This window comes from Cellulomonas sp. HZM, from assembly GCF_000708885.1.
GTDB lineage: Bacteria > Actinomycetota > Actinomycetes > Actinomycetales > Cellulomonadaceae > Cellulomonas.
In genome coordinates, this window is the sequence record NZ_JEOE01000046.1 from 1 (window position 1) to 19,863 (window position 19,863).

Here is a 19,863-nt window from a genome sequence, read left to right on the forward strand (position 1 = left end):
GTTCCTGCCCCCGTTACTGGAGCCCCTCGTGACCCCGACCGCCCAGCCCGACGTGACCGAACGCGACCTCGAGGTGCTCGCCGAGCAGTTGGGCCGCGTTCCGCGCGGCGTGGTCGGCGTCGCGGCACGCTGTGTGTGCGGTCGCCCGCTCGTGGTCCGCACGGCACCCCGGCTCGACGACGGGACCCCGTTCCCGACGACCTACTACCTCACGTGCCCGCCCGCGGTGGCTGCGGTGAGCACGCTCGAGGCGTCGGGGCTCATGAAGGAGCTGACCGCGCGCCTCGCGGAGGACGACGAGCTCGCCGCCGGCTACCAGCGCGCGCACGAGGCGTACCTCGCGGACCGCGAGGAGCTGGGCCACGTCGAGGAGATCGCGGGCATCTCGGCGGGCGGCATGCCGACGCGCGTGAAGTGCCTGCACGTCGTCGTCGGCCACTCGCTCGCTGCCGGTCCGGGTGTGAACCCGGTGGGCGATCTGGTCCTGGACCTGCTGCGCGACACCTGGCGCCCGGACCGCTGCACCTGCTGACGCCCCACGACACACCCGACGACGACCGACCCGCCGACGACCCGCCGACGGCGCGTCGGCCGACCGGTCGAGCACCCGGCGACCCACGTCCCGGACCGGTCCGCGGCCGGCGCCGGCCGGTGCGAGGATGTCCCGCGTGACGCGTGTGGCTGCCATCGACTGCGGGACCAACTCGATCCGACTCCTCGTCGCCGACGTCGACCGTGAGGCGGGCACGCTGGTCGACCTGGACCGCCGCATGGAGGTGGTGCGCCTCGGTCAGGGCGTCGACCGCACGGGTCGCATCGCGCCCGAGGCGCTCGAGCGCACGCTCGACGCCGCGCGCCGGTACGCCGCGGTGTGCGACGACCTGGGCGTGGAGACGGTGCGCTTCGTCGCGACGTCGGCGTCGCGCGATGCCGAGAACCGCGACGACTTCGTCCGGGGCGTCCGCGACGCGCTCGGCGTGGATCCGGAGGTCGTCGAGGGGACCGAGGAGGCCGCGCTGTCCTTCCGCGGTGCGACGGGGGTCCTCGCGTCGCGGCTGCCGGGGCCGTTCCTCGTCGTCGACCTGGGCGGTGGCTCCACCGAGGTGGTGCTCGGCACCGACGCGCCGACCGCGGCGTTCTCGATGGACGTCGGGTGCGTGCGGATGACCGAGCGGCACCTGCGCAGCGACCCGCCGACGGCCGACGAGGTCGCGGCGGCGGTCGCGGACGTGCGCGCGGCGCTCGACGAGGCGGCCGCGGTCGTCCCGTTCGGGGACGCGGTCACGCTCGTCGGCCTGGCCGGATCGGTCACGACGATCACCGCGCACGCGCTGGGGCTCGCGCAGTACGACCCGTCGCGCATCGACGGCGCGGTCCTCACGCTCGACCAGACGGTCGCGGCGTGCGACGACCTGCTGACCCGCACACGCGAGGAGCGGGCCGCGCTGGGCTTCATGCACCCTGGCCGTGTGGACGTCATCGGCGCCGGTGCGCTGGTGTGGCGCGAGGTGGTGCTGCGCGTGCGCGACGAGGTCGCCGCCGCGGGCCGCGAGCTGACCCACGCGGTGACCTCGGAGCACGACATCCTCGACGGCATCGCCTGGAGCGCCGCCGAGCGCTGACCCGCGCCCCGCCGCCCCGCTCCACCTCCCGCCGAGAGTCGAACATCGGCCCGAGAGCGCACCGTCGACGTTCGACTCTCGCGTCGAACGCGCTCTCTCGTCGGCGGTGGCGATCGGTCGGTGTGTTGCTCTCGACGGTACTGTGCATCACGCACTACCGTGTGGATCGCGAGACCGGAGAGATCTCAAGGACCGAGTACGCGCCGACTCCACGGGCGGCGCGACGACGACGGGAAGGAGCGGCGATGGACACCACCCAGCTGCTCAAGGGCGTGCTCGACGTGGCGGTGCTGGCCGTCGTCGCGCACGAGGACGGGTACGGGTACGACGTCGTGCGGAGGCTGCGGACCGCCGGCCTGGAGGAGGTCGGCGACGCGTCGGTGTACGGCACGCTGCGGCGGCTGTACTCGGCGGGCGCGCTCACCTCGTACGTCGTGCCGAGCGACGAGGGCCCGCACCGCAAGTACTACGGGATCAACGCGCAGGGCCGGGCCACGCTCGACGCGCACCGCAAGGACTGGCACGAGTTCGCCGGCACGATGAGCCGGCTCCTCGGGACGGAGGACGTGAGATGAGCATGCTCGAGACGCCCGCGGGCGACGTGGTGCACGACGTGGCGGACTACGTGGCGCAGGTCCGGCGCGCGCTCGTCGGCCTGACGCCGGAGCAGGTCGACGACCTCACCGACGACCTGGAGGTCGCGCTCGCCGACGCCCTGGCAGACGCGCACGACGAGGGTCCGGGTGCCGCCGGCCTCGTCGCCCGCTTCGGCACCCCGGAGCGGTACGCGGCGGAGCTCCGCACGGCGGCGGGCCTGTCCGACGGCGCAGGGGGCCGCCGGCGGCGCCCGCTCGCCGACGTGGCGGACGCGGCCCGCGCGGCCGGCCGACGAGCGGTCCAGCCGCTGGTGGAGCAGCCGTGGTGGCCGTCGTTCTGGGCCTTCGCACGCACGCTCGCCCCGCTGTGGTGGGTGCTGCGCGCATGGGTCGTGTTCGTGCTGACCTTCGGGGTCGTCTTCGGTGCGTCCGTACGGGCGCCGGCGTCCTGGCCGCTGCTCGGCGCTCTCGTCGTGGTGAGCGTGCAGTGGGGTCGCGGGCGGTGGCGTTCGCACCGCGTGACGCGTCTGCTGTGGCAGGTGGCGAGCGTCGTCGTGCTCGTGCTCGCGCTGCCGATCCTCGCGACCGCGGGCGGGAGCGGCGGGGGCGAGCCGCAGGGCTCGTACGCCGTCTCGCCGTCCGACGGCGTCTACGTCGACGGCGAGCAGGCGGGCAACCTGTTCGTCTACGGCCCGGACGGCAGCCCGATCGAGGGTGCGCAGGTGTACGACGACCGCGGGCGGCCGGTATCCGTCGGGCAGGAGGGCACGTACCTGGGCGACTCCTGGTACGACGAGGACTCGGGCGCGCAGCTCGAGCCGGTCCCCGCGACGTCGGTCGACGGCCGCCAGCGCTGGAACGTGTTCCCCCTGCAGGGCGCCTCGCCCGACGACCCGTCGTCGCCCGTCGTCGCGATGCCGTGGCCGTTCGCACGTGCGGCGGCCGTGCTGACGCCGACGGGTGCCGGGACGGCCCCGACGACGGGCCCGACGAACGCTCCGACGACGGGCCCGACAGCTCCGACGACCGGCCCGACGACCGGTCCCACAGGGGCCGCCCAGCCCACCCCGGGCGACGACTGACGCGGCTCGCAGCATCCCGGCGGCACCCAGCGGAGGGGCCGGTGTCGCCGGGAGCCCGCGTCGTCGTGGCGCGCCTCACAGCCCAGAACCCGGGTTTGTGCGCAGCGTCACCGGTCCTCGAGGAGGTGCACGCACGTGCACGCGGCTACCGTAAAGGTATGCCTCAGTCTGCCTCGACCCCGGTTGCTGCTGCCTCCGACGCCGCCACGGCGGCCAAGTCCCGCAAGGTGCCGCGCGTCGTGATCCTCGGCGGCGGGACCGTGGGGCTCTACACCGCCCGCCGGCTGCGCAAGCGCCTCGGCAAGCGGGAGGCGGCCATCGTCGTCGTCGACCCCCGCCCGTACATGACGTACGCGCCGTTCCTCCCCGAGGCCGCGGCCGGCTCGATCGACGCCCGCAACGTCGTCGCCCCGCACCGTCGCGCTCTCAAGGGTGTCGACGTGCTGCAGGGCAAGGTCTCGCAGATCAACCACGCGGCCCGCACGGTGGAGATCACGCCCGAGGAGGGCGACGCGTACTGGATCACGTACGACCACCTGGTCGTCGGCCTCGGCTCGGTCGCCCGCACGCTGCCCATCCCGGGCCTCGCGGAGCAGGCGATCGGCTTCAAGAACGTCGAAGAGGCCATCGCGGTCCGCAACCACATCCTCAACCGGATCGACGTCGCGTCCTCGACGTGGGACCCGGAGCTGCGCCGCCGCATGCTGACGTTCGTGTTCGTCGGCGGCGGGTTCGCCGGCATCGAGGCGCTCGCGGAGCTCGAGGACATCGCGCGCTACACCGTGCGCCACTACAAGCAGATCGAGCAGGACGAGCTGCGGTTCGTGCTGGTCGAGGGCAGCCCGCGCATCCTGCCCGAGGTGAGCGAGGAGCTCGGCGGCTACACGCTCGAGCAGCTGCGCAAGCGCAACATCGAGATCCACCTGTCGACGTTCCTGTCGAGCTGTGTCGACGGCCACGTGGTGCTGTCGAACAAGACGGAGTTCGACGCGGAGACGATCGTGTGGACCGCGGGCGTCAAGGCGAACCCGGTGCTGCAGCAGTCCGACCTCCCGCTGGACCAGATGGGCCGCGTGACGGTGAACGCGAAGCTCCAGGTGATCGACGCCGACGGCGTGGTCGTGCCGGACGCGTACTCCGCCGGCGACTGCGCGGCCGTGCCGGACCTGTACAACCCCGGCAAGTTCTGCCCGCCGAACGCCCAGCACGCGCTGCGCGAGGGCAACCACCTGGGCGACAACCTCGCGCGCGTGCTGCGCTCGGCGGAGCTCACCGAGTACAGCCACAAGAACATCGGCGCCGTCGCGTCGCTCGGCATGTACAAGGGTGTCGCGCAGATGTTCGGCAAGATCAAGGTCCGCGGCTTCCCGGCATGGGTGCTGCACCGCACGTACCACGTGTTCGCGATGCCCACGGTGAACCGCAAGCTGCGCATCATGGCGGGCTGGACGGGCTCGGTGCTGCTGCGGCGCGAGGTCGTCTCGCTCGGCTCGCTGCACGACCCGCGCGCCGAGTTCCGCGACGCGTCGGTGCCGCCGAAGCCGCGTGCGCAGGAGCCCGCACCGGCCGACCCGGAGATCAAGGCCGGCACGCAGAAGGCGAAGAGCGCCGCGCGCTGACCGACCGCACGTCCGACGACGAGGCCCCTGCCACCCGGGAACGGATGGCAGGGGCCTCGTCGTCTCGTCCCGTGCCCGGTGCGCGCTCGGGTCCTGGCAGGATGGGCCGACGAACGCCCCCGTAGCCCAATCGGCAGAGGCAGCCGGCTTAAACCCGGCCCAGTACAGGTTCGAGCCCTGTCGGGGGCACGCGGGGTCCGTCAGGCGCGCGCGGTGGTGTGCGAGACGAGCTCGTCGAGCATGATCCGCAGGTCGTCCGCGCGCCGCGGGTCGGGCGCGAACGTCCGGTCCTCGTCGAACTCGGTGAAGTTCGACAGGGCCACCTGTGCGCGCACGTCGTGCATGCGGAAGTTGGCGACGACCTGGCGCCACTGCTCGACCGCCCGGATGCCGCTCGCCGAGCCGTAGGACACGAACCCGACGGGCTTGTCGTTCCATTCGGGCCCGAGCGAGTCGACGGCGTTCTTGAACGCCCCGGGCAGGCCGTGGTTGTACTCGGGCGTGACGAAGACGTAGCCGTCGCACGGGTCGATCGCCTGGCTCCAGCGCGTCACGGCCGGGGAGTCGTAGCGGCGCTGCGCCGCCGCGGGCAGCGTGTGCTCGGTGAGCAACGGGACGTCGAACGTGCGCAGGTCGACGAGCGTGTAGTCCGCGTCCTCGCGCGACGACGCCTCGTCGAGCACCCAGCGGCCCACCTGGCCGCCGCGGCGGCCGTCCCGGATCGATCCCACCACGATGCCGATCCTCATGCGCTCCTCCTCGACGTGTCACCGTGCCGGGCGCTGCGCGCCCGGCGGCTCAGGCCTCCATCTCAGCAGCGCCGGCGCCCGTCAGCGACACGAGCGCGCCGAGGACGCCGTCGGCGATCTCCCGCATGCCGCGCTCCTCGCCGGGGGCGATCCACTGCGCGAACGAGATGCTGAACACGGTCGCCCCGGACTCGGCGGCGAGCCTGGCCGCGGGTTCGGGCACGCCGTGCGCGTGCAGCTCGGTGCGCAGCACGGCGGCGACCGACGCGAGCTTGTGGCGCTCGCGCTCCTGGAGGGCGGGGTTGGCGTCGACCACGGTCTGCCGCACGCGCGAGGACGCGCGTCGCTCGTCGGTGAAGAACTGTGCGGCCGAGTCGAGGGCGGCCGCGACGAGGTCGAGCGGGGGAGCGCCGGCGGGGGCGTCGCGGATGCCGGTGACGAACGCGAGCTCGAGCTGGTCCTGCCCGCCGAACAGCACCTCGCGCTTGTCGCGGAAGTGCCGGAAGAACGTGCGCTCGGTGACCCCGGCCGCGTGCGCGATCTCGGCGCTCGTCGTCTGCTCGAAGCCCTGCTCGACGAACAGGTCGAGGGCTGCCGCGCGCAGCCGGTCGCTCGTCCCGGGTTCCCACCGTGCCATGCGGCCAGCATAGTGATGACAGCGACTGACTTCGGCGCTAACCTGGTCGATGTCAGTCACAGACATCAGATGGAAGGAACGCACCCATGCACGTCTTCGTCACGGGAGCATCGGGCTGGATCGGGTCGGCGTCGGTCGCCGAGCTGCTGGCGGCAGGGCACGAGGTGACCGGCCTCGCGAGGTCGGACGCGTCGGCCGCGAGGCTCGAGCAGGCGGGCGCGCGCGTGCTCCGGGGAGACCTCGACGACCTCGACGGCCTGCGGGCCGGGGCCGACGAGGCGGACGCCGTGCTGCACCTCGCCAACAAGCACGACTTCGCGAACCAGGCGGTCTCGAACGCCGCCGAGCGCGGTGCCGTCCAGACGTTCGTGGACGCGCTCGAGGGCTCCGGCCGCCGGTTCCTGCTCGCATCGGGTGTCGCGGGTCTCGCGCAGGGCCGGCCGACGACCGAGGCGGACCCCTCGCCGTTCCACGGCCCCGACTCGATGCGGGGAGGCAGCGAGAACCTCGCGCTCGAGTACGTCGACCGCGGCGTGCACGTGGTGAGCGTGCGGTTCGCACCCACGGTGCACGGCGTGGGGGACCGGCACGGCTTCATCGCGCGGATCGCCCAGGTCGCGCGCGAGAACGGCGTCGCGGGCTACCCCGGCGACGGCACGAACGGCTGGGCGGCCGTGCACCGCTCGGACGCCGCACGGTTGGTGGCGCTCGCGCTCGACCACGCTCCTTCGGGGTCGATCGTGCACGCCGTCGGCGAGCCCTCCGTCCCGACGCGCGCGATCGCCGAGGCGCTGGGGAGCTCGCTGGGCCTGCCCGTGGCGTCCTTCGCGCCCGACGAGGCGATCGAGCGCTTCGGCTGGATCGGCGGCTTCTTCGGACGTGACCTCGCCGCCACGAGCGACGAGACCCGCGCGCTGCTCGGCTGGGAGCCGATTGGCCCGACGCTGCTCGAGGACATCGCGGCGGGTGCCTACCCGGGGGTGTGAGCCGTCCGCGGCCGGCGCTCAGTCCAGGCCGGCCGCGGCCTCGTTCTGCTCGATCTCGGCGGCCCACTCGCGCTTGCCCGCGCGCCACCCCTCGTCGTCGACGCCCAGGCGCCAGTACCCCGAGGCGGACAGGTCCTCGCGCGCGACGCCGTGCTCGAGCCGCAGCCAGCGCCGCAGCCGGCAGACCGCACCGGCCTCGCCGTGCACGAAGGCGCCGGTGCGACCCGGCGGGATGCTCAGCGCGAGCGCGGCGTCGACGAGCGCGGCCCCCGGTGTGCCGTCGCCCGCGTGCACCCATCGCACCTCGACCCCTGGCGGCGCGACGAGCTCGAGCTCGTCGGCCGCGTCGTGGACCTCGATCACGGCGACGCCGCGAGCGTCCGGGCGCATCCGCTCGAGGGCGACGGCGATCGCGGGCAGCGCGCTCGCGTCGCCCAGCAGCAGGTGATGGTCCACGTCGTCGGACGGCGACCACGCCCCGCCCGGGCCCATGACGAGCACCTCCTCGCCGCCGGTCACCCCAGCGGCCCACGGGCCTGCGATGCCCTCGTCGCCGTGCACGACGACATCGATCGTGAGCTCGCCCTCGGCGTAGGCGCGCACCGTGTAGGCGCGCTGCCGGGGCACGACGCCCTCGGGCAGCGCGGCACGCACGGCCTCGAGGTCGAGCCGGCCGTCGGGGAGCAGCGGCCGGTCGCCGGCCGGGAGGAACACGAGCTTGACGTAGGAGTCGGCGTCGCCGCGCGCGACGAACGGCGCGAGCCCCGGGCCGCCGACGACGACGCGCACGAGACCCGGCGTGAGCCGCTCCGCACGCAGGACGTGGGCCACGACCGGCGTGGGACGGGCGGGGCGGGCAGGGCGCTCGTTGGGGCGCTCGGTGGGAAGGGTCGTCACGGTAGGTGACCCTAACCCCGCGGGCGGCGAGCCCGTCAGGCGGTCCGGGCGTCGACCGCGCGCGTGTGTGCCTCGAGCGAGTCGTTGAGACGGCCGAGCAGCTCGGCGAGCAGGTCGAGGTCCGGGTCGGACCATTCGGCGAGGACGTCGCCGTAGACCTCCGCGCGCGCGTCCGCGGTCGCGGCCAGCTCGGCCCGCCCCGCGTCGGTCATCTCGATGACGACGCGCCGCCCGTCGCTGTCGTCGCGACCGCGCGAGACGTACCCCGCCTGCTCCATCGCGACGACCTGGCGCGTGACGGTCGAGGCGTCGAGCCGCAGGTGGTCGGCGATCTCGTTGATGCCCGCGGGGCCGCCGTCGGCGAGCTGGCGCAGCGCGAGGTAGGCCGAGCGGTCGAGCGTGCGCTCGAGCCTCGGGCTGCGGCGCCGGTTGCGGTCGGCGAGGCGCAGCAGCAGGGCGACCTGCTGCTCGATGCGGCGGACCGCACTGTCCATGTCGCTGCTCATAGGTGTATGGTACAGATACTTACCTGCCGCATACAGTTACTCGCGAAGGATGCACGTGGCCCGCAACGAACCCAACAAGACGGCGATCTACGCGACGACGCTCACCGCGTTCTTCGCGATCGCCGGCATCGCGATCGTCGACCCGATCCTGCCCGCGATCGGCTCCGACCTCGGGGCGACGACGTGGCAGATCGAGCTGCTGTTCACCGCGTACATCGCGGTCATGGCCATCGGCATGATCCCGGCCGTCATGCTCACCGGGAAGTTCGGCTACAAGAAGATCCTCGCGGCGGGCGTCACGGTGGTCGCGATCGCAGCCGGCCTCGCCGCCGCCACGGTGAACATCGGCCAGCTCGCCGCGCTGCGCGGCCTGTGGGGGCTCGGCAACGCGATGTTCTTCGCCACCGCGATGGTGCTGCTCGTCTCGCTCGCCAACGACCGCGCGTGGGCCGTCGAGCTGTTCGAGACGTGTGTGGGCCTCGGGTTCGCGATCGGCCCGCTCATCGGCGGCCTGCTGGGCAAGATCTCGTGGCGCGTGCCGTTCCTGCTGTGCAGCGTGTTCATGGTCGTCGCGCTCGCGCTGTCCGTCACGCGGCTCAAGGACCCCGAGGTCATGCCGGCCCGGCTGCGGTTCTCCGAAGTGTTCCAGCCGTTCCGCAAGCCCGCGTTCGTGCTGCTGTCGGTCATCACCGCGACCTACAACTTCGTCTTCTTCGTCGTGCTGGGCTACACGCCGATCTTCCTCGGCCTCGACGTCGTGCCGCTCGGCCTTGTGTTCACCGCGTGGGGCGTCGGCCTGGCGCTCGGCATCCTCGTCATCGGGCACAGGCTCGCGCACCGCTTCGGAGCCGTGCAGACGGTCGGCTTCGCGATCGTCGTGCTGCTCGGCACGCTCGTCGGGATGGCGACGTCGCACAGCACGGCGCAGACGATCGCGTTCCTCGTCGTCGCCGGCGTCTGCATGGGCATCTGCAACGCCAACCTCACGGACCTGGCGCTCGCCACCGGCTCGCCCGACCGCCGCGTCACCACGGGCGCGTTCAACCTGGTGCGCTGGGGCTTCGCGGCTCCTGCACCGGTGGTCGCGGGCCTGCTCGCCGAGCACGCGAGCCCCGCGTCGCCGTTCTGGGTGGGTGTCGGCGTGCTCGCGGTCGGCGTCGTGACGTTCTTCGTCGGCGGTCACGTCGTCGCCCGCGGTGCGGGGGAGCGCGTCGCGTGGCAGCGGGTCAACGCCGCCGCGGCGGACGCGGAGGGCACGCCCGAGGAGGCGCTCGAGCTCATCTGAGCCGAACGCTGAGCCGGACGTTGGGCCGGACGTTGGGCAGGGACGACGAAAGGGCGCGCCGCGGACCGGTCCGCGGCGCACCCTTTCGTCGTATCGGGTGCCTGACGGGGTCAGGCGTCGGTCTTCTTGAGCCGCACCCACGCGGCGGCGAGCACCAGCACCACGTAGCCGACGAGCAGCCCGTAGCCCTGCCACGCCGTGAACTGCACGACGCCGTGGGCCGCCATGTCGTTGGCCTGCGCGATCTGCGCATCCGTCTCGGTGATGAGGCTGCCCGCGACGCCCGGCAGGAAGGGCTGGATCAGCTGGAGCGGGCGCCACGGGATCTGGAACAGGATCGGCAGCACCAGGATCAGACCGAGCACCGTCGCGATCGCGGCCGCCGAGTGCCGCATGAGCGCACCCAGCGCGAACGACAGCAGCGCGATCGTGGTCGCGTAGAGCGCGGCCCCGAGCAGCGCGCGCTGCACCTGCGAGTCACCCAGGTCGAGCTTGAGGTCGCTGCTGAAGATCGCCTGCTGGACCGCGAACGCGATCGCGACCGAGACGATCGAGAGCACCAGGAACACCGCGGCGAGGACCACGAGCTTCGCCCAGAGCACCGGGGAGCGCCGCGGGGCGGCCGTGAGGCTCGAGCGGATCATGCCCGTGGAGTACTCGCCCGTGATCGCGAGCGCCGCGAGCACGACGAGCGCGATCTGGGCCATCTGCATCGCGATGACGAACGGCTGCAGCGCGAGGTCTGCGGGCAGGTCGCTCGCGTCGTGCGTCAGCGCGCTGCGGAAGGCCAGGCTCATCAGCAGGACCAGGCCCACGGTCACGACGAAGAAGATCGGCAGCGACCACATGGTCGAGCGCACGGTCCAGAGCTTGATCCACTCGGAGCGCACGACGTGCGGGAACGAGAGGTGGATGTTCTTGTTCGGGGCGGCGACCGGGGCGGTCGCGGTGGCGGCGGTCATCGCGCGGCCTCCTCGGCGGTCGTAACGGTCGTGGGGTTCGCGGCGGCCGGCGCGCCCGGGGTGGTCGTGTGGTACTCGACCTCGTCCTGCGTGAGGGACATGTACGCCTCCTCGAGCGAGCCGGACACGGGCGTGAGCTCGTGCAGCGTGACGCCGTTGGCCGCCGCGAGGTCGCCGATCTGCTCGGCCGTGCGGCCCAGCACCTCGAGCAGACCGGGCTCGAGCGCGTTGACCTGCACGTCGGCGCCGGCGAGGCGCGCGGCGAGGTCGGTGGCCTGGGGGCTGCGGACGCGGACGGTGGCGCGCGTCCCGCGGGCGACGACCTCCGCCACGGGGGCGTCGGCGATGATCCGGCCGCGGCCGATGACCACGAGGTGGTCGGCCGTCAGCGCCATCTCGCTCATGAGGTGCGACGAGAGGAACACCGTGCGTCCCTCGGACGCCAGGTACTTCACCAGGTTGCGCACCCACAGGACGCCCTCGGGGTCGAGGCCGTTGACCGGCTCGTCGAGGATCAGCGTGCGCGGGTCGCCCAGGAGCGCGGTCGCGATGCCCAGGCGCTGGCCCATGCCGAGGGAGAACCCGCCGACGCGGCGGCGGGCCACCGCGGTGAGGCCGGTCATCTCGATGACCTCGTCGACCCGCGAGTCCTTGATGCCGTGCGTCGCGGCGAGCGCGCGCAGGTGGTTGCGGGCGCTGCGGCCGGTGTGCACCGCCTTGGCCTCGAGCAGCGCACCGACCTCGCTCAGCGGCGAGCGGAACGACGCGTAGGGCGCGCCGTTCACCGTCACGCTGCCGTCGGTGGGGCGGTCCAGGCCCATGATCATGCGCATCGTGGTCGACTTGCCGGCGCCGTTGGGGCCGAGGAAGCCGGTCACCTTGCCGGGCTGGACCGTGAAGGAGATGTGGTCGACGGCGAGCTTGTCGCCGTACCGCTTGGTCAGGCCTACGGCCTCGATCATCGTGCGTTCCTCACGTCGTGTGCGGGTTCGAGGTCGACACTAGGCGCCCGGGCTGGCCCGCGTCTCTCAGGGATGCCCCTCAGTTGCAGGTCAGGGTGGCCCTGACCGGGCGTCCACAGGCGCGCGGGAACCAACCGCGGCCGCGGGGCGTTCGGATACGGTGACGGGAGCAGCAGGACCCCTTGCGACCACCCGTCCGGCCGGACAACCACCGGTCCGACGACGACACCTGTGGAGCGTGCCGTGGCCAACCCGGTCTTCAACAACAGCCCGGTCTTCCGTGACCCGAGCAAGCGCAAGGGCGGCGGCACCGCTGCGCCCGCGTCGACGATCGACGCCGCGACGCTCGAGCAGATGTACGGCGCCCCGAGCGCGACGGCCCGCCAGACCGGCCGTCTGACGTACGAGGACGTCATCGTCAAGACGGGCGGGCTCCTGGCGGTGCTCGTCGTGGTCGCCGCCGCGACCTGGGCGGTGACGCCGCAGCTGCCGTGGCTGTACGTGGTCGGTGCGCTCGTCGGCCTCGTGCTCGGCCTGGTCAACGCGTTCCGCCGCGAGCCCAGCCCCGTGCTCATCGTGCTCTACGCGGTCGCGCAGGGCGTGTTCGTCGGCGGCATCAGCAACATCTTCACCAACTGGGTGGTGCCCGCGACATCGGACGGAACGGCCAAGCCGATCGTCGCGCAGGCGATCCTCGCGACGATCGTGACGTTCGCCGCCGCGCTGCTGCTGTTCCGGTCCGGCAAGGTGCGGGTGACGCCCAAGTTCACCAAGTGGCTCATCGTCGCGATGGTCGGCTACCTCGCGTTCTCGGTGATCAACCTGGTGCTCTCGTTCTTCCTGCCGAGCGACGGCTTCGGCCCGCTGCGCAACGGCGGCTGGGGCCTGCTGGCCGGCCTGTTCGCCGTGGGTCTCGCGGCCGCGTGCCTGATCGTCGACTTCGACTCGATCAAGCGCGGCGTCGAGGCCGGCGCCCCGGCGAAGTTCGCGTGGTCGGCCGCGTTCGGTCTGATCGTGACGCTCGTGTGGCTCTACCTGGAGTTCCTGCGCCTGTTCGCGATGCTGCAGCGCAGCTGACGCCGCCGGCGGTACTGCGCCGCCCACGCGCCTGGGGCACGATGGCCTCTCGCACCGTCCCGATCTACCGAGGAGACACCCGTATGTCCGCTGCCCTGCCCGAGGTCTCGGGCTCCTACGGCACGAAGCCCACGCTGACGTTCCCCGCCGACGCGCCCTCCGGTGACCTCGAGGTCTCGGTCCTCTCGCGCGGCGACGGCCAGCTCGTCGAGGCCGGCGACGACATCGAGGTCCACTACCTCGGCCAGTCGTGGGACGGCGGCGTGTTCGACAACTCGTACGACCGCGGCTCGTCGATCAGCTTCCCGATCGGCGTCGGCGCCGTCATCGCCGGCTGGGACGAGGGCCTCGTCGGTCAGCAGGTCGGCTCGCGCGTCCTGCTGTCGATCCCGTCGCACCTCGGCTACGGCGACCGCGGCGTCCCGCAGGCCGGGATCCGCGGCGGTGACACGCTCGTGTTCGTCGTCGACATCGTCGGCACGAGCAACTGAGGTAGCCGCCGAACCTGTCGTCGAGAGCGGGAGCCACGGGCAGCCGTGGCTCCCGCTCTCCTCGCCCGGAGTGGTGCGGGGCCGTCAGCCCACGTGCACGGTGTGCTCGACCTCGGGGGAGCGCCGGTTGCGGACCACCGAGGTCGCGAACGCGGCGCCGATGAACGCGACGCCCACGAGCCCCGTCACGACCTCGTTCACGTGCACGCCGATGCTGACCAGCAGGATCACGGCGAGGGCTCCGATCGCCCAGTGCGCGCCGTGCTCGAGGTACACGTACTCGGACAGCGTCCCCTTGCGCACCAGGAACACCGTGATCGATCGGACGAACATCGCGCCGATGAACCCGAGCCCGAGCGCGATGATGATCGGGTCCGCGGTGATCGCGAACGCCCCGACGACGCCGTCGAACGAGAACGACGCGTCGAGCACCTCGAGGTAGAGGAACAGGAAGAACGCGGCCTTGCCGGTGGCCTTCGCGGCGCTCGTCGGGCCCGTCGCACCGCTCTCGTCGGCCTCCTCGGCACCGTCCGCCGACCCCTCGACGGCGCCCTCGAACAGCCGCCCGAGCCCGTTGACCGCGATGTACGTGACCATCCCGAGGATCCCCGCGACGAGCACCACCTGCGGGTCCTCGGCGAGCAGCTCCGCGACCAGGACGAGCGACAGCCCCGCGACGACGACCGACACCTGGTCGAGCTTGCCGATCCGCGCGAGCGGCCGCTCGAGCCAGGTCAGCCACGTGATCTCGCGTTCCTGGAGCACGAAGTCCAGGAACAGCATGAGCAGGAACATCCCGCCGAACGCGGCGATCTGCGGGTGCGCCTGGTCGAGCAGGTAGCCGTAGGTGCCGGGCTCGTGGGGGTCGCCCTTCTCCATCGCCAGCCGCAGCGCGTCCCCGGGCGACATGTGCGCGGAGATCCCGACGACGAGCAGCGGGAACACGAGCCGCATCCCGAACACCGCGATGACGACGCCCACGGTCAGGAAGATGCGCTGCCAGAACTCGCTCATGCGGTTCAGGACGGTCGCGTTGACGACGGCGTTGTCGAACGAGAGCGAGACCTCGAGGATCCCGAGGATCAGGCACAGGGCGAGCGCCGACCAGCCGCCGTACAGGTAGGCGGCGAGCAGCGACACGATCGTGACGCCGATCGACCAGCCGAAGATGCGTAGCAACGGTTCCCGTTCCGTCTCGAGGGAGCCGGGTGAACCCGGCGGCTCACCGGAGTCTAGGTGGCGGCGGCGCTCGGGCCTGCGGGAGGGTGGTCGTCATGGGGCCCAGGGTGACGATCACGTACTGCACGCAGTGCCGCTGGCTGCTGCGTGCCGCCTGGTACGCGCAGGAGCTGCTGACGACGTTCCACCGCGAGCTCGGCGAGGTCGCGCTCCGGCCCGGGACGGGTGGCGTGTTCGTCGTCGAGGTCGACGACGAGGTGCTGTGGGACCGCACGCGCGACGAGGGGTTCCCCGAGATCACGGCGCTCAAGCGCGCCGTGCGTGACCGCGTCGCGCCGGACCGCCCGCTGGGGCACACGGACGTCGTGCACACGGACGTCGTGCACACCGACGTCGTGAGCACCGACGGCGTGCACACCGACGGCGTGGGCGGCGAGGCGGCCGCTCGACCGTCGTCGGCCGACGCCTGAACCGTCACCCGTCCGGGTGACCTGGACCCTGGTCCGACGCCGCGTGGACGCACCGCGACGATGTCCGGTACCACCCGATACCTTCGGCCGTGATCCGGTCACCGGCCCGACGACGTGCCGCGCGACCGGATCGCACAAGTCGACACTGCGGGCCGCGCGGACGAGGACGGGGGGTGCTCGTCGCGCGGCGACGGCGGGCGGGCGGCCGGACGGGGGTACGTCGGCCGCCCGCCCGTCCGGCAGCGACGAGCGCCCGGCAGGGCCGGGACGTGTCAGGATGCCGGCGCGCAGCTCACGCCCGTGGCGTGCACCGGGCAGTAGCCGTTCGGGTTCTTGTCGAGGTACTGCTGGTGGTAGCCCTCGGCGTAGTAGAACGGACCGGCCTCCTCGGCCGTGCGGATCTCGGTGGTGATGTCGCCGAAGCCCGCGGCGGCCAGGCGGGGTGCGAACTCCTCGCGCGTCGCGGCGGCCACGGCGGCCTGCTCGTCGGTGGTCGTGTAGATCGCCGAGCGGTACTGCGTGCCGGCGTCGTTGCCCTGGCGGAACCCCTGCGTCGGGTCGTGCTGCTCCCAGAAGTGCCGGAGCAGGTCGGCGTGGGACAGGACCTTCGGGTCGTAGGCGACGAGCACGGCCTCGGTGTGGCCGGTCTGCCCGGTGCACACCTCCTCGTACGTCGGGTTCGGGGTGAACCCGCCCTGGTAGCCGACAGCGGTGGTCACGACGCCCGGGAGCTGCCACAGGGAACGCTCGGCCCCCCAGAAGCAGCCCATCGCGACGTAGAGCACCGCGGTGCCGTCCGGCCACGGGCCGGCGAGCGGGGTGCCGAGGACGGTGTGCGTCGTCGGCACGGAGAAGGCGGGGTGGTCGCGGCCCGGCAGGGCGCGCTCGGGGGCCACCATCGTCGAGCGCAGGGCGGAGGTGAACAGCCAGCTCATGGGTGGGTCCTTCCGTGGAGAGGTCGACCTCAGGGGTCGACGAGCACAACCAGGCGGGTCCCAGCCGTGTTCCCGCACGCGCGCGGGCAGGCGACCGTAGCCTGGGGCGGTGACCGACGAGACCACCTCCGCCGCCCCGAGCGACACCCCCGCCGCGACCGTCGCGGTCCCCCCGTCCGTGCAGCGTGCCGCCGCGTGGTCGTGGCGCCTGCTGCTCATCGTGCTGGCCGTCGCGGTCGCGTGCTGGCTCGTCGTGCAGATCAAGGTCGTGGTGGTGCCGATCGCGGTCGCGCTGCTGCTGACGGTGCTGCTCACGCCCGTCGTGCGGTTCCTGCAGCGCCGCGTGCGCATGGGCCGGGCGGCGGCGTCCGGCATCGCGGTCGTCGGGACGATCCTCGTCGTCGTCGGCCTGCTCGTCGCGGCCGGCGCCTCCGTGGTGCACGGCATCAGCGAGCTGTGGGACCAGGCGGCCCAGGGGTTCCAGCAGGTCGTCGACTGGCTCGAGAACGGACCGCTCGGGCTGTCGACCGCCGACATGCAGGAGTGGCTCGACAAGATCCAGAAGCTCGGCTCGTCGTCCGGCAGCGGCATCGTCTCGGGCGTCGCGCACGCCACGGTGACCGTCGGCCACATCGCGGCCGGCACGCTCATCGCGCTCTTCTGCACGTTCTTCTTCCTGCTCGACGGCCGCACCATCTGGGCCTGGGTCGTCGGGCTCCTGCCGCGCGGCTCGCGCGAGCACGTGCACCAGGCGGGCCGCCGTGGCCTGGTCACGCTCGGCGCCTACACGCGCACGCAGATCCTCGTCGCGGCGGTCGACGCGCTCGGCATCGGCATCGGCGCCGCGGTGTTCCGCGTCCCGCTCGCGCTGCCGCTCGCGGTGCTCGTGTTCCTCGGCTCGTTCATCCCGGTCGTCGGTGCCGTCGTCACGGGGGCCGTCGCGGTGCTCGTCGCGCTCGTCGCGCAGGGGCCGTGGACCGCGCTGTTCATGCTCATCGTCGTGCTGGCGGTGCAGCAGCTCGAGGGGCACGTGCTGCAGCCGTTCCTGATGGGCCACGCGGTCTCGCTGCACCCGGTCGCGGTGCTGCTCGCGGTGGCGACCGGCTCGTTCGTCGCGGGGATCCTGGGCGCGCTGTTCGCGGTGCCGTTCGTCGCGGTGCTCAACACCGTGATCCTGTACCTGCACGGCCACGACAAGTTCCCGCAGCTCGGCTACGACGACCACGTCCCCATCAGGAGCCTCGGGCACCCGGTGCTCGACCGTGAGATCGCGAACGTCGCCGACGTCGCCGACCCGACGGACCGCCCCACGCCGGAGGAGGACGCCAGGTGACCGTCACGCTCGCGGACGTCCGCGCGGCGGCTGCCCTCCTCGAGGGCGTCGCGCAGCGCACACCGGTCCAGTCGAGCCGGGCCCTGTCGCAGCTCGCGGGCGCCGAGGTCTGGCTCAAGTGCGAGAACCTGCAGAGCGCGGGGTCGTTCAAGATCCGCGGCGCGTACGTGCGCATGTCCCGGCTGTCCGACGACGAGCGCGCACGGGGCGTGGTCGCGGCGAGCGCGGGCAACCACGCGCAGGGCGTCGCGCTCGCGGCCCGGCTGCTCGGGATCGAGGCCGTCGTCTTCATGCCCGTGGACGCCGCGCTGCCCAAGCTGGCCGCGACGCGCGAGTACGGCGCACGCGTCGAGCTGGTGGGCACGAGCGTCGACGAGGCGCTGGTGCACGCGGTGTCCTACGCCGAGCGCACGGGGGCGACGCTCATCCACCCGTTCGACCACGAGGACGTCGTCGCGGGGCAGGGGACCATCGCACTCGAGATCGCCGAGCAGGTGCCCGACGTCGCGACGGTGCTCGTGCCCGTCGGCGGCGGCGGGCTCGCCGCGGGCGTCGTCGCGACGCTGGCGGTGCTGCGGCCCGACGTGCGCGTGGTCGGCGTGCAGGCCGCGTCCGCCGCGGCGTACCCGCGTTCGCTGGTCGAGGGCCGTCCGGTGCCGGCGTCGGAGATGCGGACCATGGCGGACGGCATCGCCGTCGGGACGCCCGGCCGTGTGCCGTTCGACGTGCTCGCGCACGCGGGCACCGAGGTCCGCACGGTGAGCGAGGAGGACCTCTCGCGCGCGCTGCTGCTCGTGGCGGAGCGCGCCAAGCTGCTGGTCGAGCCCTCGGGGGCTGCCGCCGTCGCCGCGCTCATGGCCGCACCCGGCGCGTTCGAGGGCCCGGTCGTCGCGATCCTGTCCGGCGGCAACATCGACCCGACCGTGCTGCTGCGCGTCGTGCGGCACGGGCTCGCGTCCGCGGGGCGCTTCCTGTGGCTGCACCTGCGCATCGCGGACCGGCCGTTCGCGCTCGCGGACACCCTGCGGGACCTCGCCGCGCAGGGCGTCAACGTCCTGCACGTCTCCCACGTCCGCACGCAGGGCGAGCTGGGCGTCGACGAGGTCGCGATCGAGGTGCAGGTCGAGACGAAGGGTCCCGAGCACTGCGCCCAGGTGCTGTCCTCGATGCGGGCGCAGGGCTACCGCTTCACCGACTGACCTGCCGACCGGCCGACGCGCCGACGCCCGCCCCCGCCGGTGCGGGGACGGGCGTCGGTCGCGAGCGCTCAGAACGGCTTGGCGTCGGTGATCTCCACCGGGATCTGCCGGCCGTTGGGAGCCTCGTACGAGGTCGAGTCGCCGACCTTCTTGCCGAGGATCGCCGCACCGAGCGGCGACGTCGGGGAGAACACCTGGATGTCCGTGGTGCCGGCCATCTCGCGCGAACCGAGCAGGAAGACCTCCTCGTCGCCGGCGATCACCGCCGTCACCTTCATGCCGGGCTCGACGACGCCGTCGTCGGCCGGGGTGCCGATCTGCACGTTGCGCAGCTTGGCCTCGAGCTCGCGGATGCGGGCCTCGTGCTTCGCCTGCTCCTCGCGAGCGGCGTGGTAGCCGCCGTTCTCCTTGAGGTCACCCTCGTCGCGGGCCGCCGCGATGCGTGCGGTGATCTCCTCGCGACCCGGGCCCTTGAGGTCCTCGAGCTCGGCGGTGAGGCGGTCGTAGGCCTCCTGGGTCAGCCATGTGGCCGCAGTCGTGTCGGTCACGATCGCTCCTTCCTTCGTGTCCACCGCCCCGCGGCGCGGGCCGGTCGTGCGTCACGCGGGCCGTTCGTCGTGCGCACGGTGGCGAGACGCGTGGGGGTGGTGGTGTGCCGCTCCCTCGGTCGCGTCGACCGTGGGTGTCCCCGACGCCCGGGAGTCCCGGGGCTCGTACGGCGGACGGCGGCGTGCGAAACGACGAGGATAGCAACCGGGGCCGCGCGGGGCCCACCGGTATGCACAGCCGGGTCGACGACAGCCCCACGACAGCCCGACGACCGGCCGAGCGGCGGGCTCAGTCGTCGACGACGTGGCAGGTCTGCACGCTCGCGGACACCGCGAGCTCGGCGGTCGGGATCGTCACGGTGACGCGCTGCGTGCGGGACGACGAAGGCCCGACGAGCACGTCGCGCACGCCGACCTCCGCGAACGACTGGGACAGCGCGCGCACGCGGCACGTCGCGCTCTTGTCCTCGTCCTTCGTCACGTCGAACGTCGCGTCGGTCGACGACGCGGACGTCACCTTGAACCCGACGTCCTTCCACTGCACCGGGTCGCGCAGCTCCGAGCCGCCCACCCACGCGATCACCACGAGCACGAGCAGCGCGAGCGCGCCCCAGGCGACGACCCGGCGCCAGGGGCGGGGCGCCTCCTCCGGGCCGTAGCGGCCGACGGGCGGACGCAGGGGCGTCTCGGTCACGACGTTCCTCCGTGCAGGGGTGGGCGTGCAGGGG

The 19,863-nt window shown here is 72.9% G+C and carries 22 protein-coding genes and 1 tRNA gene; 13 read left to right on the plus strand and 10 right to left on the minus strand.

All coding sequences use genetic code 11. The features are described from left to right. Positions 1 to 4 precede the first annotated feature (4 nt). The 6 genes from AW16_RS0115335 (at position 5) to AW16_RS0115360 (ending at position 5,108) form a co-directional block, all read left to right on the plus strand. Entirely contained in the window at positions 5 to 532 is a 528-nt protein-coding gene (locus AW16_RS0115335) for a DUF501 domain-containing protein (RefSeq protein WP_051681997.1), read from the plus strand. Between the two features lie 136 nt (positions 533 to 668). After that, positions 669 to 1,622 carry a Ppx/GppA phosphatase family protein gene (locus tag AW16_RS0115340; protein ID WP_029291835.1) on the plus strand — a complete coding sequence of 318 codons (954 nt, stop codon included), beginning with the start codon at positions 669 to 671 and terminating at the stop codon, positions 1,620 to 1,622. 245 nt (positions 1,623 to 1,867) lie between these two features. Beyond that, positions 1,868 to 2,197 (plus strand): PadR family transcriptional regulator, encoded by a 330-nt coding sequence (locus tag AW16_RS0115345; RefSeq protein ID WP_029291836.1) that lies wholly within the window; start codon positions 1,868 to 1,870, stop codon positions 2,195 to 2,197. Next, entirely contained in the window at positions 2,194 to 3,300 is a 1,107-nt protein-coding gene (locus AW16_RS0115350; protein ID WP_029291837.1) for a hypothetical protein, read from the plus strand. The genes AW16_RS0115345 and AW16_RS0115350 overlap by 4 nt, the downstream gene beginning before the upstream one ends. A gap of 158 nt (positions 3,301 to 3,458) precedes the next feature. After that, the gene (locus tag AW16_RS0115355; RefSeq protein WP_034649562.1) at positions 3,459 to 4,919 is read left to right on the plus strand and encodes an NAD(P)/FAD-dependent oxidoreductase; all 1,461 of its coding nucleotides are present in this window, start codon (positions 3,459 to 3,461) and stop codon (positions 4,917 to 4,919) included. A 115-nt stretch (positions 4,920 to 5,034) separates the two neighbouring features. Further along, a tRNA-Leu gene (locus AW16_RS0115360) sits at positions 5,035 to 5,108 on the plus strand. 11 nt (positions 5,109 to 5,119) lie between these two features. Here the strand turns inward: AW16_RS0115360 and AW16_RS0115365 are convergent. Both AW16_RS0115365 and AW16_RS0115370 read right to left on the minus strand, forming a co-directional pair. Next, entirely contained in the window at positions 5,120 to 5,668 is a 549-nt protein-coding gene (locus tag AW16_RS0115365) for an NADPH-dependent FMN reductase (RefSeq protein WP_029291839.1), read from the minus strand. 49 nt (positions 5,669 to 5,717) lie between these two features. Beyond that, the gene (locus AW16_RS0115370; protein ID WP_029291840.1) at positions 5,718 to 6,305 is read right to left on the minus strand and encodes a TetR/AcrR family transcriptional regulator; all 588 of its coding nucleotides are present in this window, start codon (positions 6,303 to 6,305) and stop codon (positions 5,718 to 5,720) included. 86 nt (positions 6,306 to 6,391) lie between these two features. Here AW16_RS0115370 and AW16_RS0115375 point away from each other — a divergent pair, with 86 nt between their 5' ends. Further along, positions 6,392 to 7,291: an SDR family oxidoreductase gene (locus tag AW16_RS0115375; RefSeq protein WP_029291841.1), complete on the plus strand. Its 900-nt coding sequence runs from the start codon at positions 6,392 to 6,394 to the stop codon at positions 7,289 to 7,291. 18 nt (positions 7,292 to 7,309) lie between these two features. Here AW16_RS0115375 and AW16_RS0115380 read toward each other — a convergent pair whose 3' ends face one another. Together AW16_RS0115380 and AW16_RS0115385 are read right to left on the minus strand one after the other, a co-directional pair. Then, complete coding sequence (locus AW16_RS0115380) at positions 7,310 to 8,188, minus strand: siderophore-interacting protein (protein ID WP_034649565.1); 879 nt, start codon at positions 8,186 to 8,188, stop codon at positions 7,310 to 7,312. Positions 8,189 to 8,223: 35 nt separating this feature from the next. Beyond that, positions 8,224 to 8,694 (minus strand): MarR family winged helix-turn-helix transcriptional regulator, encoded by a 471-nt coding sequence (locus AW16_RS0115385; RefSeq protein ID WP_034649568.1) that lies wholly within the window; start codon positions 8,692 to 8,694, stop codon positions 8,224 to 8,226. A 49-nt stretch (positions 8,695 to 8,743) separates the two neighbouring features. Between AW16_RS0115385 and AW16_RS0115390 the strand changes: the two genes are divergently transcribed. Continuing rightward, positions 8,744 to 9,979: an MFS transporter gene (locus tag AW16_RS0115390; RefSeq protein WP_029291844.1), complete on the plus strand. Its 1,236-nt coding sequence runs from the start codon at positions 8,744 to 8,746 to the stop codon at positions 9,977 to 9,979. Positions 9,980 to 10,089: 110 nt separating this feature from the next. Here the strand turns inward: AW16_RS0115390 and AW16_RS0115395 are convergent, their stop codons facing one another. Next, positions 10,090 to 10,941: an ABC transporter permease subunit gene (locus tag AW16_RS0115395; RefSeq protein ID WP_029291845.1), complete on the minus strand. Its 852-nt coding sequence runs from the start codon at positions 10,939 to 10,941 to the stop codon at positions 10,090 to 10,092. Then, positions 10,938 to 11,903: an ABC transporter ATP-binding protein gene (locus AW16_RS0115400; protein ID WP_029291846.1), complete on the minus strand. Its 966-nt coding sequence runs from the start codon at positions 11,901 to 11,903 to the stop codon at positions 10,938 to 10,940. The genes AW16_RS0115395 and AW16_RS0115400 overlap by 4 nt, the downstream gene beginning before the upstream one ends. A 243-nt stretch (positions 11,904 to 12,146) precedes the next feature. Between AW16_RS0115400 and AW16_RS0115405 the strand changes: the two genes are divergently transcribed. Further along, entirely contained in the window at positions 12,147 to 12,980 is an 834-nt protein-coding gene (locus tag AW16_RS0115405; protein ID WP_029291847.1) for a Bax inhibitor-1/YccA family protein, read from the plus strand. Between the two features lie 83 nt (positions 12,981 to 13,063). Further along, positions 13,064 to 13,471, plus strand: a complete 408-nt coding sequence (locus AW16_RS0115410) for an FKBP-type peptidyl-prolyl cis-trans isomerase (protein WP_029291848.1) — start codon at positions 13,064 to 13,066, stop codon at positions 13,469 to 13,471. An 84-nt stretch (positions 13,472 to 13,555) separates the two neighbouring features. On the opposite strand, the gene AW16_RS0115415 is transcribed toward AW16_RS0115410, so the two are convergent. Then, the gene (locus tag AW16_RS0115415) at positions 13,556 to 14,650 is read right to left on the minus strand and encodes a DUF475 domain-containing protein (protein WP_029291849.1); all 1,095 of its coding nucleotides are present in this window, start codon (positions 14,648 to 14,650) and stop codon (positions 13,556 to 13,558) included. Positions 14,651 to 14,745: 95 nt separating this feature from the next. Here AW16_RS0115415 and AW16_RS0115420 point away from each other — a divergent pair, with 95 nt between their 5' ends. Then, positions 14,746 to 15,120: a SelT/SelW/SelH family protein gene (locus AW16_RS0115420; protein ID WP_081861734.1), complete on the plus strand. Its 375-nt coding sequence runs from the start codon at positions 14,746 to 14,748 to the stop codon at positions 15,118 to 15,120. Positions 15,121 to 15,392: 272 nt separating this feature from the next. Here the strand turns inward: AW16_RS0115420 and msrA are convergent, their stop codons facing one another. Then, positions 15,393 to 16,055, minus strand: a complete 663-nt coding sequence (msrA, locus tag AW16_RS0115425; protein ID WP_029291851.1) for a peptide-methionine (S)-S-oxide reductase MsrA — start codon at positions 16,053 to 16,055, stop codon at positions 15,393 to 15,395. Between the two features lie 109 nt (positions 16,056 to 16,164). Here msrA and AW16_RS0115430 point away from each other — a divergent pair, with 109 nt between their 5' ends. Continuing rightward, entirely contained in the window at positions 16,165 to 17,388 is a 1,224-nt protein-coding gene (locus tag AW16_RS0115430; protein ID WP_081861733.1) for an AI-2E family transporter, read from the plus strand. Continuing rightward, a complete protein-coding gene (gene ilvA, locus AW16_RS0115435) occupies positions 17,385 to 18,587 on the plus strand; it encodes a threonine ammonia-lyase (protein WP_029291853.1) in 1,203 nt (400 codons plus the stop codon). The genes AW16_RS0115430 and ilvA overlap by 4 nt, the downstream gene beginning before the upstream one ends. A gap of 68 nt (positions 18,588 to 18,655) precedes the next feature. Here ilvA and greA read toward each other — a convergent pair whose 3' ends face one another. After that, positions 18,656 to 19,135 (minus strand): transcription elongation factor GreA, encoded by a 480-nt coding sequence (gene greA / locus AW16_RS0115440; protein ID WP_029291854.1) that lies wholly within the window; start codon positions 19,133 to 19,135, stop codon positions 18,656 to 18,658. A gap of 289 nt (positions 19,136 to 19,424) precedes the next feature. Then, the gene (locus AW16_RS0115445) at positions 19,425 to 19,829 is read right to left on the minus strand and encodes a DUF4307 domain-containing protein (protein ID WP_029291855.1); all 405 of its coding nucleotides are present in this window, start codon (positions 19,827 to 19,829) and stop codon (positions 19,425 to 19,427) included. Positions 19,830 to 19,863 lie beyond the last annotated feature (34 nt).